Raw genomic sequence first — 20,073 nt, 5'->3', positions numbered from 1 at the left:
CCTCTAAAATATAGCACAAGATTTATACTTTGTTTGATTGATCATTTTAATGAATAGAAAAGGAGAACTTAGATTTAAAGTACAACCTATTTCTAAGTCCTAAATAATCTCAAAAGAACAAAAATTTATCCTTGTGCAATTTTATTCAGTAACGCAGCGAGTCTGCATCCTGCATAGGTAACCTGCTTTTGAACTAAAAGCTGTGCATTTTCTTGGTATTTAGCACTGGGAGTTTCATTTGGATTCATTTGATAAACATTTTTTAAAGCCAGTTTATAGGACATTTTCGCCCATTTGGCTGGTCTTGTTTGTTTACCAATAACCGAACAGGGAAGTTTTTGTTCCAATTGCTGGGCTGTATTTTTTACTCGCATCTCGTCGTATTGGCCCTGAAAAAAACCGGCTCCATTATCCCAGTATTGATGTAAATTACTACCTACTGGATTGGTTCCTAGTAAGAATAAATTACCACCTAAGTCTCCCATGGGATGTTGTGCGCTGACCCTGGTTATGGCATGTAAAGGTTGATGAATATCACCTGTTATATGAATTAACATGCGTAATGCGAGTTTTTTGTCCGATGGAGTTGTCTTTTTAGAAGCGAGTGCAGAACTAGCCAGTTTAATAGTCTTTACGGCATTAGTACTTTCAATGGGAGGCGTAGGGGTTCCGTCACTGGAAAAAGGGGTATCAATATAATGCATTACATCATACCAATACACTTCTCTCCATCTTATCTCATCCATCCAGGTCGAAGCGCTAACAAAACTCGAGTTGGGCGTGTTGTGTGTCCGTGAACGAAGGTACTTGAAACACATTTCCTTAGCTTTTGGTGATAAATTATCATAAGCAATTTGGGCCACTACCCTGTGGCCTGCCGCATTCCAAGAATAAGCATTTAAAGCGCCTAAACAAAAAATAAGTCCATATATAATCCGTGACATAATTAACCTAAATAGGGAGACCATGCAGGTTCTTGTACATCTCCTTCACGTGCAGGCAGTCTCATTCTTATTCTACCGTCGAGAGAAACGATACCCAATACACCTTTATCCTGATTATGAGTCGCATAAAGAATCAATCGACCATTGGGTGCAACTGATGGAGACTCATCACGGCCAGAGAAAGTAAGACTGACCACAGGTCCGCCGTTTGCACTTTGTAAGCCAATGTTAAATTGCTTATCATCCCGATGCAACATAACAATATTTTTCATATCTGGAGTATAAGAGGCACGGGCATTATAGTTGCCTTCAAAAGTTAAACGAGATACTTGGCCATTTGCTAAAGATAAACGATATATTTGCGGCGATCCACCTCTACCGGAGGTAAATAAAATGCTTTTACCATCTGGAGCATAGCGTGGTTCCGTATCAATAGCATCACCAAAGGTCAATTGCTTCATATTACCTGTGTTAATGTCGATGCTGTAAATTTTAGGTGTTCCGCTTTTAGACAATACTACAGCGAGTTCCCTGCCGTCAGGTGACCATGCAGGAGCACCGTTAATTCCAGGGAAACTGGTAATTAAGCGTCTTTGACCTGTCTCAACTGAAACAGTAAATATTTGTGCTCTTTTTTTCTCAAAAGAGACATAAGAGATACTTTTACCATCGGGTGCCCAAGCTGGGGACATAATAGGTTCGGATGAAACCAACAAACTTTGAGGATTATGTCCATCAGCATCAGCAACCTCTAATGAGTAACGAGTACTGCCTACCATTCTTTGCACAGAAATATAGGCGATACGAGTAGAAAATATTCCCTTCTCCCCTGTTAATTTTTGGTATACTTCATCGCTAATATGATGCGCTAGCGGTCTCACTTGATTCGCATTAATTTGATAAGTTTTTGTCAATAATGTTGTTCCATTAGCTACTGCATCAGTTAGTGTAAAACTGACTTCATAATGCCCGCCTACCTGACTTACTCTGCCGGTTACAACACTGTCGGCTCCCAATTGTTTCAATGTGCTAACTGATGATTGGGAGTTTGCTCCGAGTGGGCCAGAAACAATTCGAAACTGCCCTGATAAATTCAGATCATTTTCGATAATTTGTCCAATTTCTTTACCAGTACTATCTGAACCAAAAGAATTGATTGCAATGGGTAAAGCAGAGTTAATCCCTTGGGTTAACTCCAAATCAAGAGCAAAAGTTTGCTGTGTCAAAAGCAATAAAAATACTGTAATAATTCGGTTAATCACGAGTTTTACCCCCTCACTTGTTCTGGTCGAACGGTTAAACTTATATCGCGAAACAGATTGAATGTTTCTGCATCCGCAGGTACAGGTAACGGCGAAGCCTTATAAATCGCTGTTTGTGCTGATCGGTCAAGTAACGGATCACCGCTGCTTCGGGTTAAAGTAACCTCCAACACCATACCATCAGGAGCAAGACGTATTCTGAATTGACTGGATAGGCTGCTGTCCACATTTTCAGGCAATATCCAATTTCTTCCTATGGCATTTACAATCAGAGCCTTATATTTGTCAACTTCACCAGCGATACGTGCTTGTCTTTCAGCATTTTGAGCTGCTTGTGCTTGTTTTGCAGCTGCATCAGCTGCTGCTTTTTTGCGCTCCATTTCTGCTTTTTTTGCCAGCTCAGCTTTTTCCTTTTCTGCTTTCTCTTTTTCTGCTTTAGTTTTCTCTGCCAACTTTTTCTTATTCAGTTCGTCGAGCTTTTTAGCTTCCAGTTGCTGTTGTTTTACCAATTCCTCTTTTTGTTTTTTTAACTCTTCAACACGCTTTGCCTCCAATGCTTTTTGTTCGGCAAGTTTTTTTAATCGTTTTTTTTCTTCCTCTACCTGCTTTTTCCGTGCAATCGCTATTTTATTGGCCTCTTCCTTAAGTCGTGCGATTTGTTGTTGTTCCTTTATTCGTTGCTGTCTTGCTGCTTCTGCTTGTCGTTTAAGTTCATTTTGTCGATTGATTTCAGCTCGTTTTTGTTGCTCACGTTCCTGCTTTAAACGATTCACTGTTTCCATGACTTGTTTATTATCAACACTAACAGCTTTCACTACCTCAGTTTGTGGCGTCACTGCGATGGGCTGTTCTATTCCTGGAGTATTCTTAGTTTCTGCAGTTAAAACAGGCCGTTGACTTGAATTGTCAGTCAACAACATCACGATTAAAAAAAGATGTAATCCAAGCGCGGCAAAAAAGGCCTTGCGATAACTGGGATTGCTTATCATGCTTGCCCCTCTGCTTTTTCTGCTTCTGAATCAGTCAGCAATCCTACTTGTTCTGCGCCCGCTTGCTTGAGTAGTGCCATGGCCTGAACAACTTTTCCATATGCAACTCCCTGGTCTCCCTTAACCAGTACATTCAGCTTTTGATTGGATTGCTTTGCTAACTCCAATTCCGCTGCAACGCGAACCACCAATGCTTGTGACTCTATAGGTTCAGCAGGTGTACTGCTGATGTTAAGGAAATAAGTACCTTGCTGATTTACGGAAACAATAATAGGTTCTCTATCTGTAGGAGCCAAAGTCTGACTTGCAGCTTTCGGAAGATCAACAGTAACCCCCTGACTCAGCATCGGCGCTGTAATCATAAAAATAACAAGTAATACTAACATCACATCGATATAGGGTACGACATTAATTTCTGATATGGGGCGCTCACGTTTGGTTTTTGCTCGGATCATTTCAAATTCTACCCTCTTACAGTGTCACTGTTTTGTTGTTCTATAAGCGATATTAATTCTTCCTGAAATAAATCAAATCGATTTAATAAGTCATTAGCACGCGTTGTATATCGGTTGTATGCTATAACCGCTGGTATTGCTGTAAATAAGCCTAAAGCGGTAGCCACCAGTGCTTCGGAGATACCTGGAGCCACCATAGCAATCGTAGCCTGTTGGGCATGTCCCAATGCTTGGAAGGATGTCATTATACCCCAAACAGTACCAAATAGTCCTACATAAGGTGCAATAGAACCTACAGAAGCAAAAAAGGGTAAATGTTTTTCCAACTTCTCTGCTTCTTTTGCATGAGTAATTTGCATGACTCGTTGTATCGGTTCAATGATTACATTACCCTGCTTTCTGGCGCGTACAAACTCTTTAAAACCAGCATGAAAAATAGCTGCCATGCCATGTCGCTCATCTAAATTACTGTCAATATCAGCATAAAGTCTGCTTAAGTCACCACTGTCCCAAAATCTTCGGCTAAAAGCCTCTGTAAACTGCTTTTTCCGGTTAAAAAACCAGGCGCGCTGAAATATTAATGTCCAGGAAGTAATGGATGCAGCAGTTAATAAAATCATGACTGATTTAACAACTAAACCTGCTTGCATAAAATACATTAATACATTTGCTTGATTACCCATCTATATTATCTCCAGTACCAAGATCTTATCTCTTCATCGTAGGTTGGGTGTAGTACGACGACATCGCCAGTAAGTTAAGGAGAGTCCTCTCTCACACTTGTGAGAGAGGGGCTGGTAGCCAAATGAATACTCTCATCCGCCCTAATGGGCTCCTTCTCCCTTCTAGGGAGAGGGGATTCTGCTTAACTTAATGACGATGACGCACTGCACCAAGGATTACCCCTCACTTAAGCTACGATAATTCTTTTATTCAAGTGGAAATCGTTTTGGTTTCAAACTACTATTCACGCATACCACTTGAATTTTAGCGTCACAAATTACTTTTCCTTGTTGATTTTGCATGCCTTGCTCAAATAAAAAACTACAAGCGCCTAATTGCTTTACTTGAGTGTTAACTGTTAGTAAATCATCCAAACGTGCTGGTGCTTTATAACGAATATGTACATCATATATCGCAAAAAGAGTATCTTGCTTCATCAAATCAGAGAGGATCAAATTATTTTGTCGTAACATCTCTGTTCGAGCTCGCTCAAAATAACAAAGATAATTCGCATGATACACAATGCCCATGTAGTCTACGTCTTCAGCATACACTCGAAAGACATGTTGATACGTGGTTGCGGCATCCATAAAATTAATCCTGCTCTATTGTGGTTATACCAAAATGCTGATAGGCCTTTGGCGTGGCTATTCTACCTCTTGGCGTGCGCATAAGGAATCCTTGTTGTATTAAAAATGGCTCTAAAACATCTTCAATTGTGCCTTTTTCTTCGCCGATTGCTGCCGCAATACTATCAATACCTACAGGACCCCCATTAAATTGCTCAATCACAGCTAAAAGTAATTTTCTATCCATGAGATCAAAACCATGCTTGTCCACATCCAACATTTCCAATGCTTTTTGTGCAGTATCAAGGCTAATGACCCCACTTCCCTTAACTTCGGCATAATCTCTAACACGACGAAGCAATCGATTCGCAATACGTGGGGTTCCTCTTGAACGCAATGCGATTTCTCTTGCTCCTTCATGTTTCGTTTTTACATTAAGTAATTGCGCTGAACGTGCAACAATCTGTGTTAATGAATCAACAGAATAATATTCCAGACGTTGTACAATACCAAATCTATCTCTCAGTGGAGAAGTAAGTAAGCCAGCTCGTGTTGTCGCACCAATGAGAGTGAACGGTGGTAATTCGAGTTTGATAGACCGTGCGGCAGGTCCCTCCCCGATCATGATATCCAATTTATAATCTTCCATTGCCGGATAGAGTATTTCCTCAATGACCGGACTAAGTCGATGAATTTCATCGATGAATAGAACATCATTTGTTTGTAAATTAGTAAGAATTGCTGCGATATCACCTGCACGTTCAATTACCGGTCCAGAGGTTTGTCGCAAATTAACACCCATTTCGTGAGCAATGATATTGGCTAGAGTCGTTTTACCCAGACCAGGAGGACCAAATATTAGAACATGATCCAAAGCATCTTTTCGTTTTTTAGCTGCATCAATAAAAATCTGCATTTGAGAGCTCACTGCATCCTGCCCTATGTACTCACTAAGACTCAAGGGTCTGATAGCACGATCAATCGCCTCTTCTGAGGAGATACCTTGAGTACTGATTAAGCGGTCACTTTCCAGCATAAGTTCTTATTTAAGAGTTCAAACGAATTAGGGTATTTTATCATATGTTTTTTTTATCGCAGCTTATTTGTTGAATTTATAAAGCGAAAATTAAGAATTTTGGTAAACATGAACAGACAGCAATAACCGAGGATCAATAATAAATAGTCCCAAATGAGGTGGTACCTACATTCGGGACTTACTTTAAAATACATATGTTCTAAATTAGTTGGTGCTCATGTTTATGACTTGAGGATAGAGGCTCTCAGTTGGGTAGGTTAATTCATCAGATTCTTGAGAGGATCTTTCAGAGGATGTTAAAGCAGGTTTAAAAAACGAGATTAAATTTTTTTCTCGATTATACTCCTTCTCAATTGGGGCACACGATTTAAATTCATCAATGCAATTAAGAAGGTTTACCACTGAGTAAATTGCAGCCAAACTAGCAATTGCTATTACAGCAAGAGCAAAGAAAGGATTAGCAGCTGCTAGCGGTGCCGCCATTAAAATGCTATATGAGAAAAAGGTACACGCTGACCCAGCCCAGAATAATAGCTCTATCGCATTACAAATATTCTCGAGAACAACGCCTTTTTTTCTAAGAGACTTTATTTCTTCTACAGTCTTTAATACCTCATCAGGTTTTGAGACGCCACTTTTTATCTCTTCAAGTCCTGTAACCAAAAGCTCGTAAATGTTTATGCATTCTTCTTCATCTTCCTCAAAATTTGCTGCCTTATACAATGCGTAGTAATAATATTTAATTGTTTCCAATTCATTTTCAATTTCTGCACTTAATTTCAATCCATGAAATAATGCATCTATTTTTTTGTTACATAGTTCCAAGCGCTCTTCTAGTTTAGACATAATTCATCCCTTAATTTTAAAAGGAAAACAGTTAAATTGAGTAGTAAGTAAGCACTTGTTTTATATCATAATCGTGAAAAGAAAAAAATGACTACAATTGATCTATTGATGCCATGACTATTTTTCGAGCTCTAAAAATACGAGATCGCACTGTTCCAATAGGACAATCCATTTTTTTTGCAATGTCCTCATAAGATTGACCATCAAGGATGTGCATTCCATAACAAAGACGTAACTCTTCAGATAGAGTAGAAAGAATGGATTCCAATTGCTCACCAAACTCAATATTAATTAATAAATATTCAGGTGATAATTGTACTGATGGATTGTAATTGTCTGCATATTCAGCTTCCATATCCATACGTAAATTGGCAGTACGATAATGATTTTTGATTGTATTTTGAGTAATACGATACAACCAGGTAGAAAATTGGCTTTTCTCTTTAAAATAATGTAAGTAGCGATAAACTTTAATTAATACTTCTTGCGCCAAATCACTAACATTCGCTCGATCTTGAATATGTAAGTGAATAATTTGCTGTATTTTATTATTATAACGTGACAACAACAGATTATAAGCTTCCATGTTCCCCTGTCTTGCTAAATTAATTAAGTCCTCATCACTATAAGAAGCTTCTTTATTCATTACTTCCTCATAATTCCATTATATCAATGAATGACTATTATTTATGCCATATGTATAATTATATACTATTTTTGATGTGTTTTAAGATGTAACAAACGTAATTGATTGTTTGTAATTTGGTCGTTAAATAGAACAATACATTTTTTTTGTCTATTGCTTTTAAATTCAATGAGCATAAAAAAAGGATTGTGAATAAGGATGGTGGCCTGAGCATAAGTATTTTTGTTACCCCTATAAGGCTCCAAAATCCATTCGTTGCCTATAAATTGTAATTTTTTTATTGAGGTACATGGACTTTGAATAGCCCAATCTATTTTTATTAAAACAATAATAAAACCAAGCAAAATTGCTTTGATAAATGGATAAATAGAGGAATAAAGGATTAAAGCAGCCGTAATAAGATAAATGACTAAAGTTAAACGCAAGTAAGTCTTTGACTTTACTGGTTCAATTACTAGTTCGGATAATAGTAACAATTTTTTTTAGCTCTTTATCTTGAGGCTCTTCATGTCCCATCAGCCAAGCAAATAGCTCTGGGTCAGTACAGCTTAATAATGAATTGAACGCATCGAGTTCTTGTGGAGACAAAACATCAAGTTTTTGTTCAAGAAAACGTTGTAAAATAAGATCCAATTCCAGCATACCTCGACGGCAGTGCCATTCTAGTCTTGCTTTTTCTTTGGTATCCAACATGATATATCTCTTATGAATCAGCTTACGAGCAAATGATACACTACTGGCTTTATAAACAGCAATCATTAACCTGATACTACGAGAGTCTTTTACAATTCGCCATTTTGCCTAACAGAGTAGAATTATAAACAGCCCCTATGGCGAGTTTAAAAAATCAGCTAAACTCATCAACATTTCAATCAGTCGGTTATTAGTTATTAAAACTAACCGTTATTTTCAGGTTAATCACAATGAGTAATATATTTACACACCCGGTTAATAGTAGAACATTAACCACTTTTAAAGATTTGGAAAAGGAATTAATACTTTTGCCTCAACTCAATTATTTATTTGATTTATCCTATATTGGGGTTGTTGATGTTATCGGGGATAAAGCCATTGATTTTCTTCAAGGACAACTCACATGCGACGTGCAGTCCGTATCCGATATACAAATGATTCAAGGGGCTCAGTGCAATCTTAAAGGACGAATTCTTGCTTTAATGGATATTATCGATTGGCAAGGAATTAAGTTAATCCTTCCTGCCGATCTAGAAGAAGCAACAATCAATTCATTAAATAAATATGCTCTACTTTCTCGTGTTTCGCTCAAGACAAGCAAGTGTTTTAAAATTTTTGGATTTTATTTACAAAATCAAAAGGATATTATTCCTGACTCGGATTTTTTCCCAAGCACACCTTATTCGCAAACCTATAATGCTCATTCTTGTTTTTATCATTTAGGTAATGGCTTCTATATTTTGTTGACCTTAGCCGAAAATGCACAAGAGATACAGCAACGCTTTGTGAACAAAGAGCAGTTTCTTGGTTCTTTAACCTGGCACACTCTAAGGCTCTATCAAAAACAAATAGAAATATATCCTGAATCTCGAGGTCTATTTTTACCTCATCGACTTGATTTACAACAAACTCCCTACATTAGTTTCAATAAAGGTTGCTATAAGGGACAAGAAATTATTGCTCGAATGCATTATAAAGCAACTTTAAAACATCAAATGAAAATTTGTGAAATTAAAACTGAACAAAAAATCTATTCTGGACAAAAAATACTAAATCAACCTGAAGGAACAGAACTCGGTGAATTGGTTGATTTTTCTATTCTTGGACTGGATCATTATTTAGTCGCAGTAAGTATACTAAAAGAGGCGGATCGAACTGTATTTCTTGAGGGATGCCATCAATCAATAGAATTGACAGACGTCAAGTCCCTTCCATTAGCTTAGCCTAGTTGCTTGCTAAAAAAAGTAGGTCGGGCCAAGGCCCAACCTGCTCCTGGTAAGAGTGGTAATAACTAATGTTCCTGGCTGAAGCAGCCAGGCTAAAGTTCTATTTATGCTTCTTGCTCTGCTAAAGCATAGGATTGCAAAGTAGTTTGAGTTAAATCCAGCAATTCCCTGATTGCAACAAAAAACATAGTATAGTTGAGTACTGTACTTGCTTTCAGATCAGCCAAAATATAGCGCCAACGCTGAATTAAAGCACGGTGAGATTCTCCCCAAGAAGCAAGGCGTGCTTGGAAATCAGGATTATCTCCATCGTAGTTGATCAAGCCTGCTGTAAGTTGGCGTTGTTGCCAATCCAGATCATCTCGCAAAGCTTCACGAGATAATGACTCCCAATGATTCTCACTTGGATGCATAATAATTTGTTTTCTTATCCAAGCAAGATCCAGGAACTCACCAATTCCAAAATAAATTTCAGCAACCTGAGCTACTTTCATATTTTTCTTGTGAGCGATATCTATAATGTCTGTTGCGGCAAACAAGCCTCGTGTAACAGTTAACTCGTGAGCTAGAGTTGGAGGAATACCTTCATCAATGAGCTCTTGTTTATGCTCTTCATATCGTGCTCGCCGCTCCTCATTTAAGACAGCTGGTGCCGACATCTTCAGTTCAACAACCCCTTGTGCATAAAGTTTTACAACTTCAGAAATGTCAACAGATCGACGTTGACTACGTAAGAACCAGCGTGTAATACGTCGCGCTAATCTCGAATAGAGCATCATCATTTCTACTTGTTTTTTAGCGCTGACCTTGTTACCCAATTCCTCGATTTGTTTCCAAACAGATTCTAAATTAAGCACTGAGCGAGTAATCATATAAGCTCTTACAATTGCTGAAACTGGTGCACCTGTTTCATCCTGCAATCTGTAAACGTAAGTAAAGCCCATTTCGTTCACTATAATATTGCTTAATCGGGTTGCAATAATTTCTCTTCTTAGCGGATGCGATTGCATTTGCTTGCTAAATCGTTCTTGCAATGGCTTAGGAAACGAACTAATTAAAAATTGCGTCATGTAACTTTCTTCAGGAACGCCGGAAGCCAAAATTTGCTCCTTCAGAATGGTTTTGCTGTAACACATTAATACAGCAATATCAGGACGCATCAAACCTTTACCCATCAACTTACGTTCTAAGATGACCTTTTCATCAGGTAAATACTCCAGATTTCGATCGATTTTTCCTGTACGCTCTAATTCGCTGATATAACGACTTTGCAAATCCAATGCTTGTAGAGGCTGTGATGCAGATAAGCTAATTGCCCGTGTTTGTAAGAAATTGTCACGAAGTACCAGTTTACTAACTTCATCGGTCATCTCAACTAACAGTTCATTGCGTTGTTTTGGAGTCAAATCACCCACTGCAACAATACCATTAAGTAGAATCTTAATATTCACTTCTTTATCAGAGCAATTAACGCCACCTGAGTTGTCAATGAAATCGGTATAGACCATTCCGCCATTGAGTGAGTATTCAACTCGTGCCAGTTGGGTTAAACCCAAGTTACCGCCCTCACCCACAACTTTACATCGTAATTGTTTTGCGTTAACCCGTGTTGCATCGTTGGTTCGATCACCAACATTCGCATTTGATTCAGTGCTGGCTTTAACATAAGTTCCAATTCCTGCACTCCAAAGTAAGTCAACCTTCGCTTTCAAAATCGCTTTGATTAACTCATTTGGCTCAATTTCATTTTGCTTAATTCCAAAAACCGCTTGCATTTCCTTACTCACAGGAATTGATTTAGCATTACGATTAAATACACCACCTCCTTTGGAAATTAGCTTTTTATCGTAATCTGTCCAGTTTGATCGAGGTAAATGAAACAAACGCTCACGTTCTTTAAAACTGGCCTCAGCATCAGGATTGGGATCGATAAAAATATGAATATGGTTAAAGGCACCGACTAATTTGATGTGTTTTGATAACAACATACCATTACCGAAGACATCTCCAGCCATATCTCCAATGCCAACAACAGTAAAATCATTATTTTCTATGTCTATATTCAATTCATAGAAATGACGTTTCACTGATTCCCAGGCTCCTTTGGCAGTAATTCCCATTTTCTTATGGTCATAACCTATTGAGCCACCTGATGCAAAAGCGTCACCTAACCAAAAACCATATTCTAATGAAATGGCATTAGCTAGATCAGAGAAAGTTGCGGTACCTTTATCAGCAGCAACCACAAGATAAGGATCATCTTCATCATAACAGATAACATTCTCAGGCTTGACAACCTTGCCTTCAACATAATTATCAGTAATATCCAAAAGCCCTCGAATAAATAATTGATAACAGCCTATTCCTTCAGCCATTATTTCTTCACGTGTACCATTTACTGGCAACAGCTTAGGTACAAAACCACCTTTAGCGCCGCTAGGTACGATGACAGAATTTTTTACTTGTTGTGCCTTCATCAAACCAAGTATTTCGGTTCGGAAATCTTCTCTGCGATCAGACCAACGTAAACCACCACGAGCCACCTTACCACAACGTAAATGCACCCCTTCAAAACGTGGAGAATAAACAAAGATTTCAAACATAGGATGTGGTTTTGGCACACCTGGAATAATCTTACTGTTTAACTTAAGCGAAATATAAGGCTTATGATGGCCATCGGTATTTACCTGGTAAAAATTAGTGCGTAAAGTGGCGCTAATCGCATGGATGTACTGTCTAATTATTTTATCTTCGTCAAGATTGGATACGGTATCCAGATCAGCTAATATTTCAATGGATAAATCAGTAAAGCGATCTTCTCGATTAGGATCATGAGCAGGATTACAACGAATTTCAAAGAGTCTCACTAACTTTTTAGCGATAGCAACATTATTATTTAATGCCGTTTCCATATAGTCTTGGCTAAAAGTAATACCAATTTGCTTAAAGTACTTAGCATAAGTACGTAAAACAGCAACTTCCCGCCAATTAAGTCCTGCTGCTAAAACGAGCTGATTAAATCCATCATTCTCAGCTTGTCCAAACCAAACCTTGGCAAACGCATTTTGGAATAATTCTTTAATTTCATCCAGATCAAACTCAATTGGTTTATTGTATTGCATGGCAAATTCATTAATCCACGCTACCTTGCCATCCTCAAATTTTAATGGGTAAGGACGTTCACTAATCGCACGTAAACCCAACTTTTCCAATATAGGCAAAACATCAGATAAAGGAATAGTGGTATCATGTTGATATACTTTTAGTCTAAAACTGTTTTCTGATTCATCCAATGGCTTATAAAAATTAATACCTAACGGCTGTTCCGGTGTGAGTAATTCAATATGTTTAATATCATAGACCGCTGTTCTTGCTGGAAACGTATCACTATAAGCAAGAGGAAATGCATTTTTATAACGAGCATAGAGACTATTTGCCTGCTCCTCTCCATAAGCCTCGTATAAATGAGTTTGTAAATCATCTGTCCAAGAGCGTCCTGCATCAATCAATTTCTTTTCAATTTCTTTTAAATCGTATTCAAAGGGCAAATTAGGGTTAATTTTAATGATAAAATGGACACGCGCCAGAACAGACTCGGTAAATTGAGTTGAATATGTGGTCTCAATCGAGTTAAAACTGTCATCAAGAATTTTCTTCATTGCCATTCTTAACTCAGTATTAATTCTATCCTTAGGAACATATACCAAACAGGAGACGAAGCGGTGATAAACATCAACACGTGCGAATAATCGAATACGTTTTCTATCTTGCATGTAAAAAATACCCATTGCAATTTCCAGAAGCTCGTCTTCTGTTCCTTGAATCAAATCATCTCGTGGCAACGTTTCAAGAATGTTTAGCAAAACCTTACCCGCATGACTTCGTGGATTCAATTTAGAATTTTCCATAATGAGCGCTACCTTACGTCTCAAAAATGGAATTTGTTTGGGGTTAGTATGATAGGCTGCAGAAGTATAAAGGCCAATAATTCTTCTTTCACCAATCACATTTCCTTGAGCATTAAATCGCTTAATTCCTATATAGTCAGTGTAAGCATCCCGATGAACGCTTGCTAAGGTATTTGTTTTTGACGTAACTAAAATACGCGGAGATAAGGTGAACTCACGCGCCTCGGGTGTCATTGCAGAAATGCTACGTGCCATTGATTTAGTAACGCTTTCACGTAGAAGTCCTAACCCAGTTTTAGGAACAGCTTGTAACACTGTCTCTTTACCTTTTTCTACTAATTCATAATCCCTCATCCCTAGAAAAGTGAAATGATGGTCTTCAATCCAATGTAAAAATGCCTTGGTCTCTTCCACCTCATCCAAATCAAGCACAGAAGATACTTTATCAATTTCTGAAATTGCTTCTCGAACTTCAGCTCGCATTTTTTCCCAATCTTCATAAACAACTCGATTATCTTCAAGGGCTCGTTCACATCCTTGGTGCAGCTCTTCAAGAATCTTAGGATCTGTTTGTCGATCAATTTCAAGAAATATAGGTGCCTCGTGGATCACTTCTTTTTCATCTAACATTTGATTGCGGGGTAAGATCTCACAAACTCGATTATTTTTGTCTCTTTTAACGCGAATGCCGCCCATATGGATAGTTAGATGAGAAGATAATCCCATTCTATGAATTACTAAACGGATTGAATCAACCAAAAATGGCATATCATCACAAATTACTTCAATTACGGTATGCGTGGTTTGCCATCCATGACGCTCATAATCTGGATTATAGATTCTAATTTTCGTCTCATGTGGTGCCCGCTCATTAATCAATGACCAAAAATTTACTACAGCGCCATAAAGATCGTCGACAGTCCATGCACTCAGATCTTCCATAGCTACAGTACCATAGAGCTGTTTCGCAAATTCGGCGCAAAACTCGGTTTGCTCACCAACCATAGAGCTTCTAATCCTATCTACAATGGCTTCAATTAATACATCTTTACCCTCTTCAAATTTATAAGACATTGTTGTTTTACCTCGTCGATTTTGCCTCAGCCCTACAGCGAGAATTATTGTTTAAAAAAATAACCAGCCGCTCTCACCTAACCAGTTGATGTACTAGGATAGTTGGGAGTGGCTCAAAAAATTATGTTGTATTAAGTACTGTTGGCATCCACCTCAGATGTAAAAGTCAACAAGCCTTAATATCATGAATCACTAATCGCTACGGTTTTAGTATTTACAAATTCTAATATACCTTCCTTGGATAGTTCACGACCATAGCCTGATTCTTTTATTCCGCCAAATGGTAATCTGGGATCTGAAGCTACAAAAGCATTAACAAAACATGCCCCAGCCTCTATTTCGTGAGTAGCTATATGCTCTCCTTTCTCCAAATCACGGGTAAACACTGCCGCCCCTAAACCATATTGGCTTTGATTTGCATAAGCAATACCTTCTTTCTCATTATCGGCTGTGATAATCGCAATAACAGGGCCAAATAATTCTTCATCAAAAGCAGGCATGCCAGGTGTAACCTGAGTCAGCAATGTTGGCGGATAATAAAAACCTTTTCCTGCGGGAATTATACCACCTACCAATAATTTAGCACCTTGTTTCAGTGATTTTTCTACTTGAATATGCAAGTTTTCACGTAAATCTGAACGAGCTAATGGACCAAGTTTGGTTTCCGAATCAAGTGGATCCCCCATTTTAAATGTGGACATATGCTCAGTAATTTTTTGTACTAACTCTTTTTCAACTGATTTTAAAACAATGATGCGCTTTGCAGCAATACAGACTTGACCTGAGTTATTAAGTCTTGAATTAACGATACATTCGGCTGCCAAATCCAGATCAGCGTCGTCCAGGACAAGATAAGGATCGCTTCCACCCAGTTCCAACACAGATTTTTTTAAAAACTTTCCAGCATGGCTCGCTACAGCACTACCTGCTCGTCCGCTACCGGTCAAGGTAACTGCAATCACATGAGGATCTTCAATAATCTTGGCTGCACCATCATTATCAACGATTAAATGTTGAAAAACATGCTCTGGAAAACCTGCCTTCAAAAATAGCTCTTCAATTTTGTTCCCTGTGCCCGTTGAAATAGGTGCATGCTTCAAAACCGCCACATTTCCAGCCATCAGCGTAGGTACTGCAAAACGAAAAACCTGCCAAAAGGGAAAATTCCATGGCATGATCGCAAAAACAATCCCGAGTGGCACATGACATACTTTTGCCTTTTTCATATCGGTTTTGACTAGTTTTGGAGCGAGGTATTCTTCTGCATGTTCTGCGTAATGCTCACACAACCAGGCGCATTTATTAATTTCGGCTCTGCCCGCACTAATGGGCTTACCCATTTCAGTTGCCATTAAATGAGCCAACTCATCTACTTTTGATTTTAAGAGTGATGCAAGTTGTAACATGAGCGTTTTTCTTTGGCTAAAAGATGTCTTTTTCCATGTCAAAAAGGCCTCATGGCCTTTGTTTAGTCTTTTATGAATTTCCTGATCATTAAGGCAATCATAGCTTTGTAGTATTTGTTCCGTTGCGGGATTTACAGTTTGAATTTTCATGATCTCTCCATAGAGAATAAAGTATATTTAACTAAAATTATCAACTCTCCTTGCACACTACTTTTGATTATTGATACTATTTTTATGTTTTTTAGCTTTTTACAAAAGAATACTAGTTTAACTCAATATATGAATGCAATTATTTAAATATTTTAAGAAACCCAATTTAAGAAAGAATGCTTTTAGGCAATATTTTTTTATTAACACTAGGATAATTAATGAATTTAAGCAAACAGCAATTCCATCCATTACAATACGTAGCAGCTTGGTCAGTGCACGTCTTTACTGCAAGTGCAGCATGTATTGGTATCTTTTCATTAGTAAAAATGTATCAGCATGAATATATTTTTGCTCTATGGCTTATGCTTATCACGGTTGTTATTGATGCTGTTGATGGAAGTCTTGCTCGTTTGTTTAACATAAGGAAAATTTTACCTCAAATCGACGGCGCCCTTCTGGATAATATTGTTGATTATTTGAATTACGTAATAACCCCTTGCTTTTTCCTGCTCGTCAAACCCGGCATGCTGCCGTCTAATTACTCAGTCTTTATAATTGCAGCAGTTTCAATTACTTCTGCCTATCAATTTTGTCAGTCTGATGCAAAAACGCCAGATCATTTTTTTAAAGGTTTTCCTTGCTACTGGAATATCACCATTTTATATATGTTTATTTTTAATACGTCAGCGACAACGAATGCCATTATATTAACTATTCTTTCTATACTTATTTTTGTTCCTGTAAAATATGTTTATCCCTCAAGACTTGATTATTTAACAGAATCTAGAATATTAAAGATATTAATGCATATTTGCTCTGCCATTTATGCAGTGAGTTCGATTTTTTTACTCATTAGCTATCCAAATACAAATATTATTTGCCTTAGCCTTTCTTTGGCATATGTTGGGATGTATCTTTTTTTAAGTTTTTATAGAACTTATTACCCGATGATCAAGGCCAAAATGTCCGCCCATAAGGAATAGCGCTTCTATTTTTTTATTGTAGGATAGACTTTGTATTTTTTATGATTAAAATAACCCCCAAATTTTACTTATTGAGGTAGTTATGTCTTTATTTCATCAATTCAATAAATCGTTTCTTTTCTCCGTTATTCTTATTAGCTCCACACAAGCAGCAAGTACATTTCCCAGAGGTTGTGAAGTTGTAGGTTTTGGTTATAGCCAAAATTATCTAATTTTAAATGAGACAGGAAATCAATCTTACTATTTAATACAAAATCATTCTGACTCTAAAATCGAATTAGAACGTGTAAATACTGAGGAGGCATTTATGAGTCCTCCATTACATGCTACATTAGATCCACTGAATTGGGGTGCATTTGCTTCTGATGTCAAAAATTTAAATTTTAAGTGTTATAAACGCACTGATGAAAACACTACTCTCGTTGACTGCAGAAATGTATTAGAAGTATGCCAATACCCACGGGTTAAGTTTGCCCTAAGTAATATGGGAAATTATTGGATTTCATTTAATAAACCTCAAGGCACAATTATACAAGAGTCAGTAGCAAAGGGGATTTATTTAAAATGGTGATCTGTGGCTAAAAAAATATTTATTTTTTTGGGAGTCATTGGCTCCCTCATTATAGTGTATGGTCTTTTGAAGTATTTTGGGACGACTCCCCCCAAACTTTATTCTCAATTGCATTATTTTATTGGCGGTGTTGCATTACTTATAACGGCAATCTATTTCAGATTGCTTTTTTTTATAGCACTTCAATTAATTCTTATCGCAGGTCATGCAGCCATTTTATTAGGAAGTGGCCCCTATACTCAGTTTTTCTTACCTATATTATTGTGCTGCCAACTACTCACATTTTATTTAATGTTTGGAAAAGAAAGTAGTGTATTTTTAATTTTGGGAATTTTCGGAATTGCCTTGCTTTCTATGGGTTTTGCCTACAATGATAAATGGATATTTTTTTCAGGAAGTACGTTTGTTGCCATATATGCCTACTACAGTGGGTATAAAGGCTTATATGTTTCTTATATTTGGGCCATTTTGAATACAGTAATTGCCTTACTTGCACTTTATAGAATTATTTTAATGTAATATTTGAAAAAAAGATAACTTAGGGTGTATGCTTCAACGATTATTGGCTTGAGAAAACCCGGACTACGCCTGTCGCTTCACCCGGGTTAAGATACTATAGGTATGTATTTACTTAGCTGGAATAATTTCTACATGCAATTTAGCAACAACATCGCTGTGAACATGTATCTCAACTACAAAACTACCAATTGAGTGAAGAGGACCTTCAGGCATTACGATTTCACGTTTGACTACATCAATGCCTTTCTCAGTTAAAGCGTCTTTGATTTCATTAATACCAACGGAACCATATAATTTCCCTTCATCGCTCGCCATAGCGCTAATAACTAAATTGGTGTCATTTAATTTAGCAGCACGTTGCTCAGCAGTAGCAAAAGATTGTTGCGCTTTTTTCTCAAGCTCAGCACGACGTTTTTCGAACATCTCGATATTTTTTGGTGTTGCAAAAACCGCTTTATTTTGTGGTATCAAAAAATTACGGCCATAACCTGACTTTACATTTACTTTATCACCCAGGTTACCTAAATTTCTCACTTTTTCTAATAAGATAACTTCCATCTTAATAACCCCTTAAATTGATTCGCCAACCCTTGAAGGTAAATACGATCTAAAATTAACTAAACTATCTAATGAACCAAGGACAATGCAGGCACATAATACAAAAGTTGGTTTCACTAACATTAATAACATTAATAAAATGAATACCTTAACTTGTCTCTTACGAGAGAAAATAAAATAAACCAGACCAAATCCAGAAGCCAAGAAATAACACAGCACTATTGGAAGGACATTCATAGCCAAGGGAATTTCATAAAAAGTTGCCAATGAAACACCCAAAAAAACTAAAAATGAAAGTCTACCACTTCGAAATGCCATTAGCTCATTCCTGAAACCGCCAGGTAAAAATAATTTGGCTTGCATTGCTCGTGCAAACATCAAGGAAATTGTTGCAGAAACAATGACGCTTAATATCTGAATGCCGAAGAATAATTGAGCCAAAATTAATGAACTTATGCCACTCAGAGCAGAATCAACAACTTCCTGGTATTGTGTCAAAATCATTTTAAATTGATTATATTGTTCCACAATAAAACCAGGTGCTAAAAGTTGAAGGAACAAACATCCCAAAAAGGCCAGCACAAAAAATACCCCAGCTACTGCTTGCCACTTTTCAGTATTTCGCAAACTCAAAGCTGCAAAATAACAGGGCAAATAAGCAATTAGAGTATTAATTATTGCTCCGGATAATGGAATTAACATTATCAGTGGAACAGAATGAATAATAAGCGCAGGCAACAAAACATCAAAACCAGATTTTGCACCCTTTCTTAAGGTTACTAAACTAACTAAAGCAACTGAAAGCCAAGAGGCGAAGGGTAATACTGAAAAAATAACAGCATAAAGAATCGCTTGCTGCTTACTTTCAAGTATTACCTTACATTGTCTTGTTATAAAATTGCCTGCTCGCATCATTATTATTTATTTATGGCTATCACAATAAGGCAACAGACCAAGAAATCTGGCTTGCATAATTGCTCTTGCTAATTGTCTTTGAAAACGAGTTTGTGTACCAGTAATACGACTTGGTACAATTTTCCCGGTTTCAGAAATGTAATTTTTCAATAAATTGATATCTTTATAATCAATCTCATTACCGCCTTCAGCACTAAAACGGCACATTTTTTTTCTACGAAAATAAGCTGACATAAATAAGACTCCTCTTAAGCTGATCTGGTTTCTTTTTCTTTCTTCATCAAAACAGATTCAGTAGTGATCGCTTGTTTTTGACGAGTAATTAAGTTTCTAATAATTGCATCGTTGTATTTGAATGCATTTTTAATTTCTTCCAGAGCTTCAAGACTACACTCAATATTCATAAGAATGTAGTGCGCTTTATGAACATCACTTATTGGATAAGCTAATTGACGACGACCCAAGTCCTCTTTTCGGTGGATCACACCACTGTGCTTGCTTATGATCCCTTCATAGCGCTCAACCATTGCTGGTACTTGTTCGCTTTGATCAGGGTGCACAAGAAACATAATTTCATAATGTCTCATGATTTCTCCTTAT

The 20,073-nt window shown here is 37.3% G+C and carries 21 protein-coding genes; 4 read left to right on the top strand and 17 right to left on the bottom strand.

Translation table 11 applies throughout. From position 1 onward, the window contains the following. Positions 1-125: 125 nt before the first annotated feature. The 11 genes from EL022_RS10375 to EL022_RS10325 form a co-directional block, all read right to left on the bottom strand. Entirely contained in the window at positions 126-944 is an 819-nt protein-coding gene (locus EL022_RS10375) for a S1/P1 nuclease (RefSeq protein WP_028380651.1), read from the bottom strand. A 2-nt stretch (positions 945-946) separates the two neighbouring features. Continuing rightward, complete coding sequence (tolB, locus tag EL022_RS10370; RefSeq protein WP_028380652.1) at positions 947-2,206, bottom strand: Tol-Pal system beta propeller repeat protein TolB; 1,260 nt, start codon at positions 2,204-2,206, stop codon at positions 947-949. Positions 2,207-2,211: 5 nt separating this feature from the next. Beyond that, positions 2,212-3,195: a cell envelope integrity protein TolA gene (tolA, locus tag EL022_RS10365; RefSeq protein ID WP_028380653.1), complete on the bottom strand. Its 984-nt coding sequence runs from the start codon at positions 3,193-3,195 to the stop codon at positions 2,212-2,214. Beyond that, positions 3,192-3,650, bottom strand: coding sequence for a protein TolR (tolR, locus tag EL022_RS10360; protein WP_028380654.1), 459 nt, complete (start codon positions 3,648-3,650; stop codon positions 3,192-3,194). Before tolR ends, tolA begins: the two co-directional genes overlap by 4 nt. 8 nt (positions 3,651-3,658) lie before the next feature. Further along, positions 3,659-4,333 (bottom strand): protein TolQ, encoded by a 675-nt coding sequence (gene tolQ / locus EL022_RS10355; RefSeq protein ID WP_028380655.1) that lies wholly within the window; start codon positions 4,331-4,333, stop codon positions 3,659-3,661. A gap of 246 nt (positions 4,334-4,579) precedes the next feature. Beyond that, positions 4,580-4,963, bottom strand: coding sequence for a YbgC/FadM family acyl-CoA thioesterase (locus EL022_RS10350; protein ID WP_028380656.1), 384 nt, complete (start codon positions 4,961-4,963; stop codon positions 4,580-4,582). Positions 4,964-4,967: 4 nt separating this feature from the next. Next, entirely contained in the window at positions 4,968-5,978 is a 1,011-nt protein-coding gene (gene ruvB / locus EL022_RS10345; protein ID WP_028380657.1) for a Holliday junction branch migration DNA helicase RuvB, read from the bottom strand. Positions 5,979-6,182: 204 nt separating this feature from the next. Continuing rightward, positions 6,183-6,824 carry a DUF5638 domain-containing protein gene (locus tag EL022_RS10340; protein ID WP_237761281.1) on the bottom strand — a complete coding sequence of 214 codons (642 nt, stop codon included), beginning with the start codon at positions 6,822-6,824 and terminating at the stop codon, positions 6,183-6,185. 91 nt (positions 6,825-6,915) lie between these two features. Then, positions 6,916-7,470: a sigma-70 family RNA polymerase sigma factor gene (locus EL022_RS10335; protein ID WP_028380659.1), complete on the bottom strand. Its 555-nt coding sequence runs from the start codon at positions 7,468-7,470 to the stop codon at positions 6,916-6,918. 65 nt (positions 7,471-7,535) lie between these two features. After that, the gene (locus tag EL022_RS10330) at positions 7,536-7,946 is read right to left on the bottom strand and encodes a hypothetical protein (protein WP_028380660.1); all 411 of its coding nucleotides are present in this window, start codon (positions 7,944-7,946) and stop codon (positions 7,536-7,538) included. Continuing rightward, a complete protein-coding gene (locus tag EL022_RS10325; RefSeq protein ID WP_028380661.1) occupies positions 7,918-8,163 on the bottom strand; it encodes an FAD assembly factor SdhE in 246 nt (81 codons plus the stop codon). Before EL022_RS10325 ends, EL022_RS10330 begins: the two co-directional genes overlap by 29 nt. A gap of 230 nt (positions 8,164-8,393) precedes the next feature. Between EL022_RS10325 and ygfZ the strand changes: the two genes are divergently transcribed. Next, positions 8,394-9,386, top strand: a complete 993-nt coding sequence (ygfZ, locus tag EL022_RS10320; RefSeq protein ID WP_028380662.1) for a CAF17-like 4Fe-4S cluster assembly/insertion protein YgfZ — start codon at positions 8,394-8,396, stop codon at positions 9,384-9,386. Between the two features lie 107 nt (positions 9,387-9,493). Here ygfZ and EL022_RS10315 read toward each other — a convergent pair whose 3' ends face one another. Together EL022_RS10315 and EL022_RS10310 are read right to left on the bottom strand one after the other, a co-directional pair. Next, positions 9,494-14,371: an NAD-glutamate dehydrogenase gene (locus tag EL022_RS10315; RefSeq protein WP_028380663.1), complete on the bottom strand. Its 4,878-nt coding sequence runs from the start codon at positions 14,369-14,371 to the stop codon at positions 9,494-9,496. Positions 14,372-14,553: 182 nt separating this feature from the next. Further along, positions 14,554-15,927 carry an NAD-dependent succinate-semialdehyde dehydrogenase gene (locus EL022_RS10310; RefSeq protein WP_028380664.1) on the bottom strand — a complete coding sequence of 458 codons (1,374 nt, stop codon included), beginning with the start codon at positions 15,925-15,927 and terminating at the stop codon, positions 14,554-14,556. Positions 15,928-16,145: 218 nt separating this feature from the next. Between EL022_RS10310 and pcsA the strand changes: the two genes are divergently transcribed. The 3 genes from pcsA to EL022_RS10295 all read left to right on the top strand — a co-directional run bounded on the left by pcsA (position 16,146) and on the right by EL022_RS10295 (position 18,000). Next, positions 16,146-16,910, top strand: coding sequence for a phosphatidylcholine synthase (pcsA, locus tag EL022_RS10305; RefSeq protein WP_028380665.1), 765 nt, complete (start codon positions 16,146-16,148; stop codon positions 16,908-16,910). Between the two features lie 82 nt (positions 16,911-16,992). Beyond that, complete coding sequence (locus EL022_RS10300; RefSeq protein WP_028380666.1) at positions 16,993-17,481, top strand: hypothetical protein; 489 nt, start codon at positions 16,993-16,995, stop codon at positions 17,479-17,481. A gap of 3 nt (positions 17,482-17,484) precedes the next feature. Next, entirely contained in the window at positions 17,485-18,000 is a 516-nt protein-coding gene (locus tag EL022_RS10295) for a hypothetical protein (protein ID WP_028380667.1), read from the top strand. Between the two features lie 108 nt (positions 18,001-18,108). Here the strand turns inward: EL022_RS10295 and rplI are convergent, their stop codons facing one another. The 4 genes from rplI to rpsF are packed head-to-tail and all read right to left on the bottom strand — an operon-like array spanning position 18,109 to position 20,060. Next, complete coding sequence (rplI, locus tag EL022_RS10290) at positions 18,109-18,558, bottom strand: 50S ribosomal protein L9 (RefSeq protein ID WP_028380668.1); 450 nt, start codon at positions 18,556-18,558, stop codon at positions 18,109-18,111. A gap of 12 nt (positions 18,559-18,570) precedes the next feature. Further along, positions 18,571-19,473, bottom strand: a complete 903-nt coding sequence (locus tag EL022_RS10285; RefSeq protein ID WP_028380669.1) for a hypothetical protein — start codon at positions 19,471-19,473, stop codon at positions 18,571-18,573. A 6-nt stretch (positions 19,474-19,479) separates the two neighbouring features. Then, a complete protein-coding gene (gene rpsR, locus EL022_RS10280) occupies positions 19,480-19,707 on the bottom strand; it encodes a 30S ribosomal protein S18 (protein ID WP_010653600.1) in 228 nt (75 codons plus the stop codon). A 14-nt stretch (positions 19,708-19,721) separates the two neighbouring features. Beyond that, positions 19,722-20,060 carry a 30S ribosomal protein S6 gene (gene rpsF / locus EL022_RS10275; protein ID WP_028380670.1) on the bottom strand — a complete coding sequence of 113 codons (339 nt, stop codon included), beginning with the start codon at positions 20,058-20,060 and terminating at the stop codon, positions 19,722-19,724. Between the last annotated feature and the right edge of the window lie 13 nt (positions 20,061-20,073).

The organism is Legionella cherrii (assembly GCF_900635815.1).
GTDB lineage: Bacteria > Pseudomonadota > Gammaproteobacteria > Legionellales > Legionellaceae > Legionella > Legionella cherrii.
This window is presented reverse-complemented; position numbering and strand designations above follow the sequence as displayed.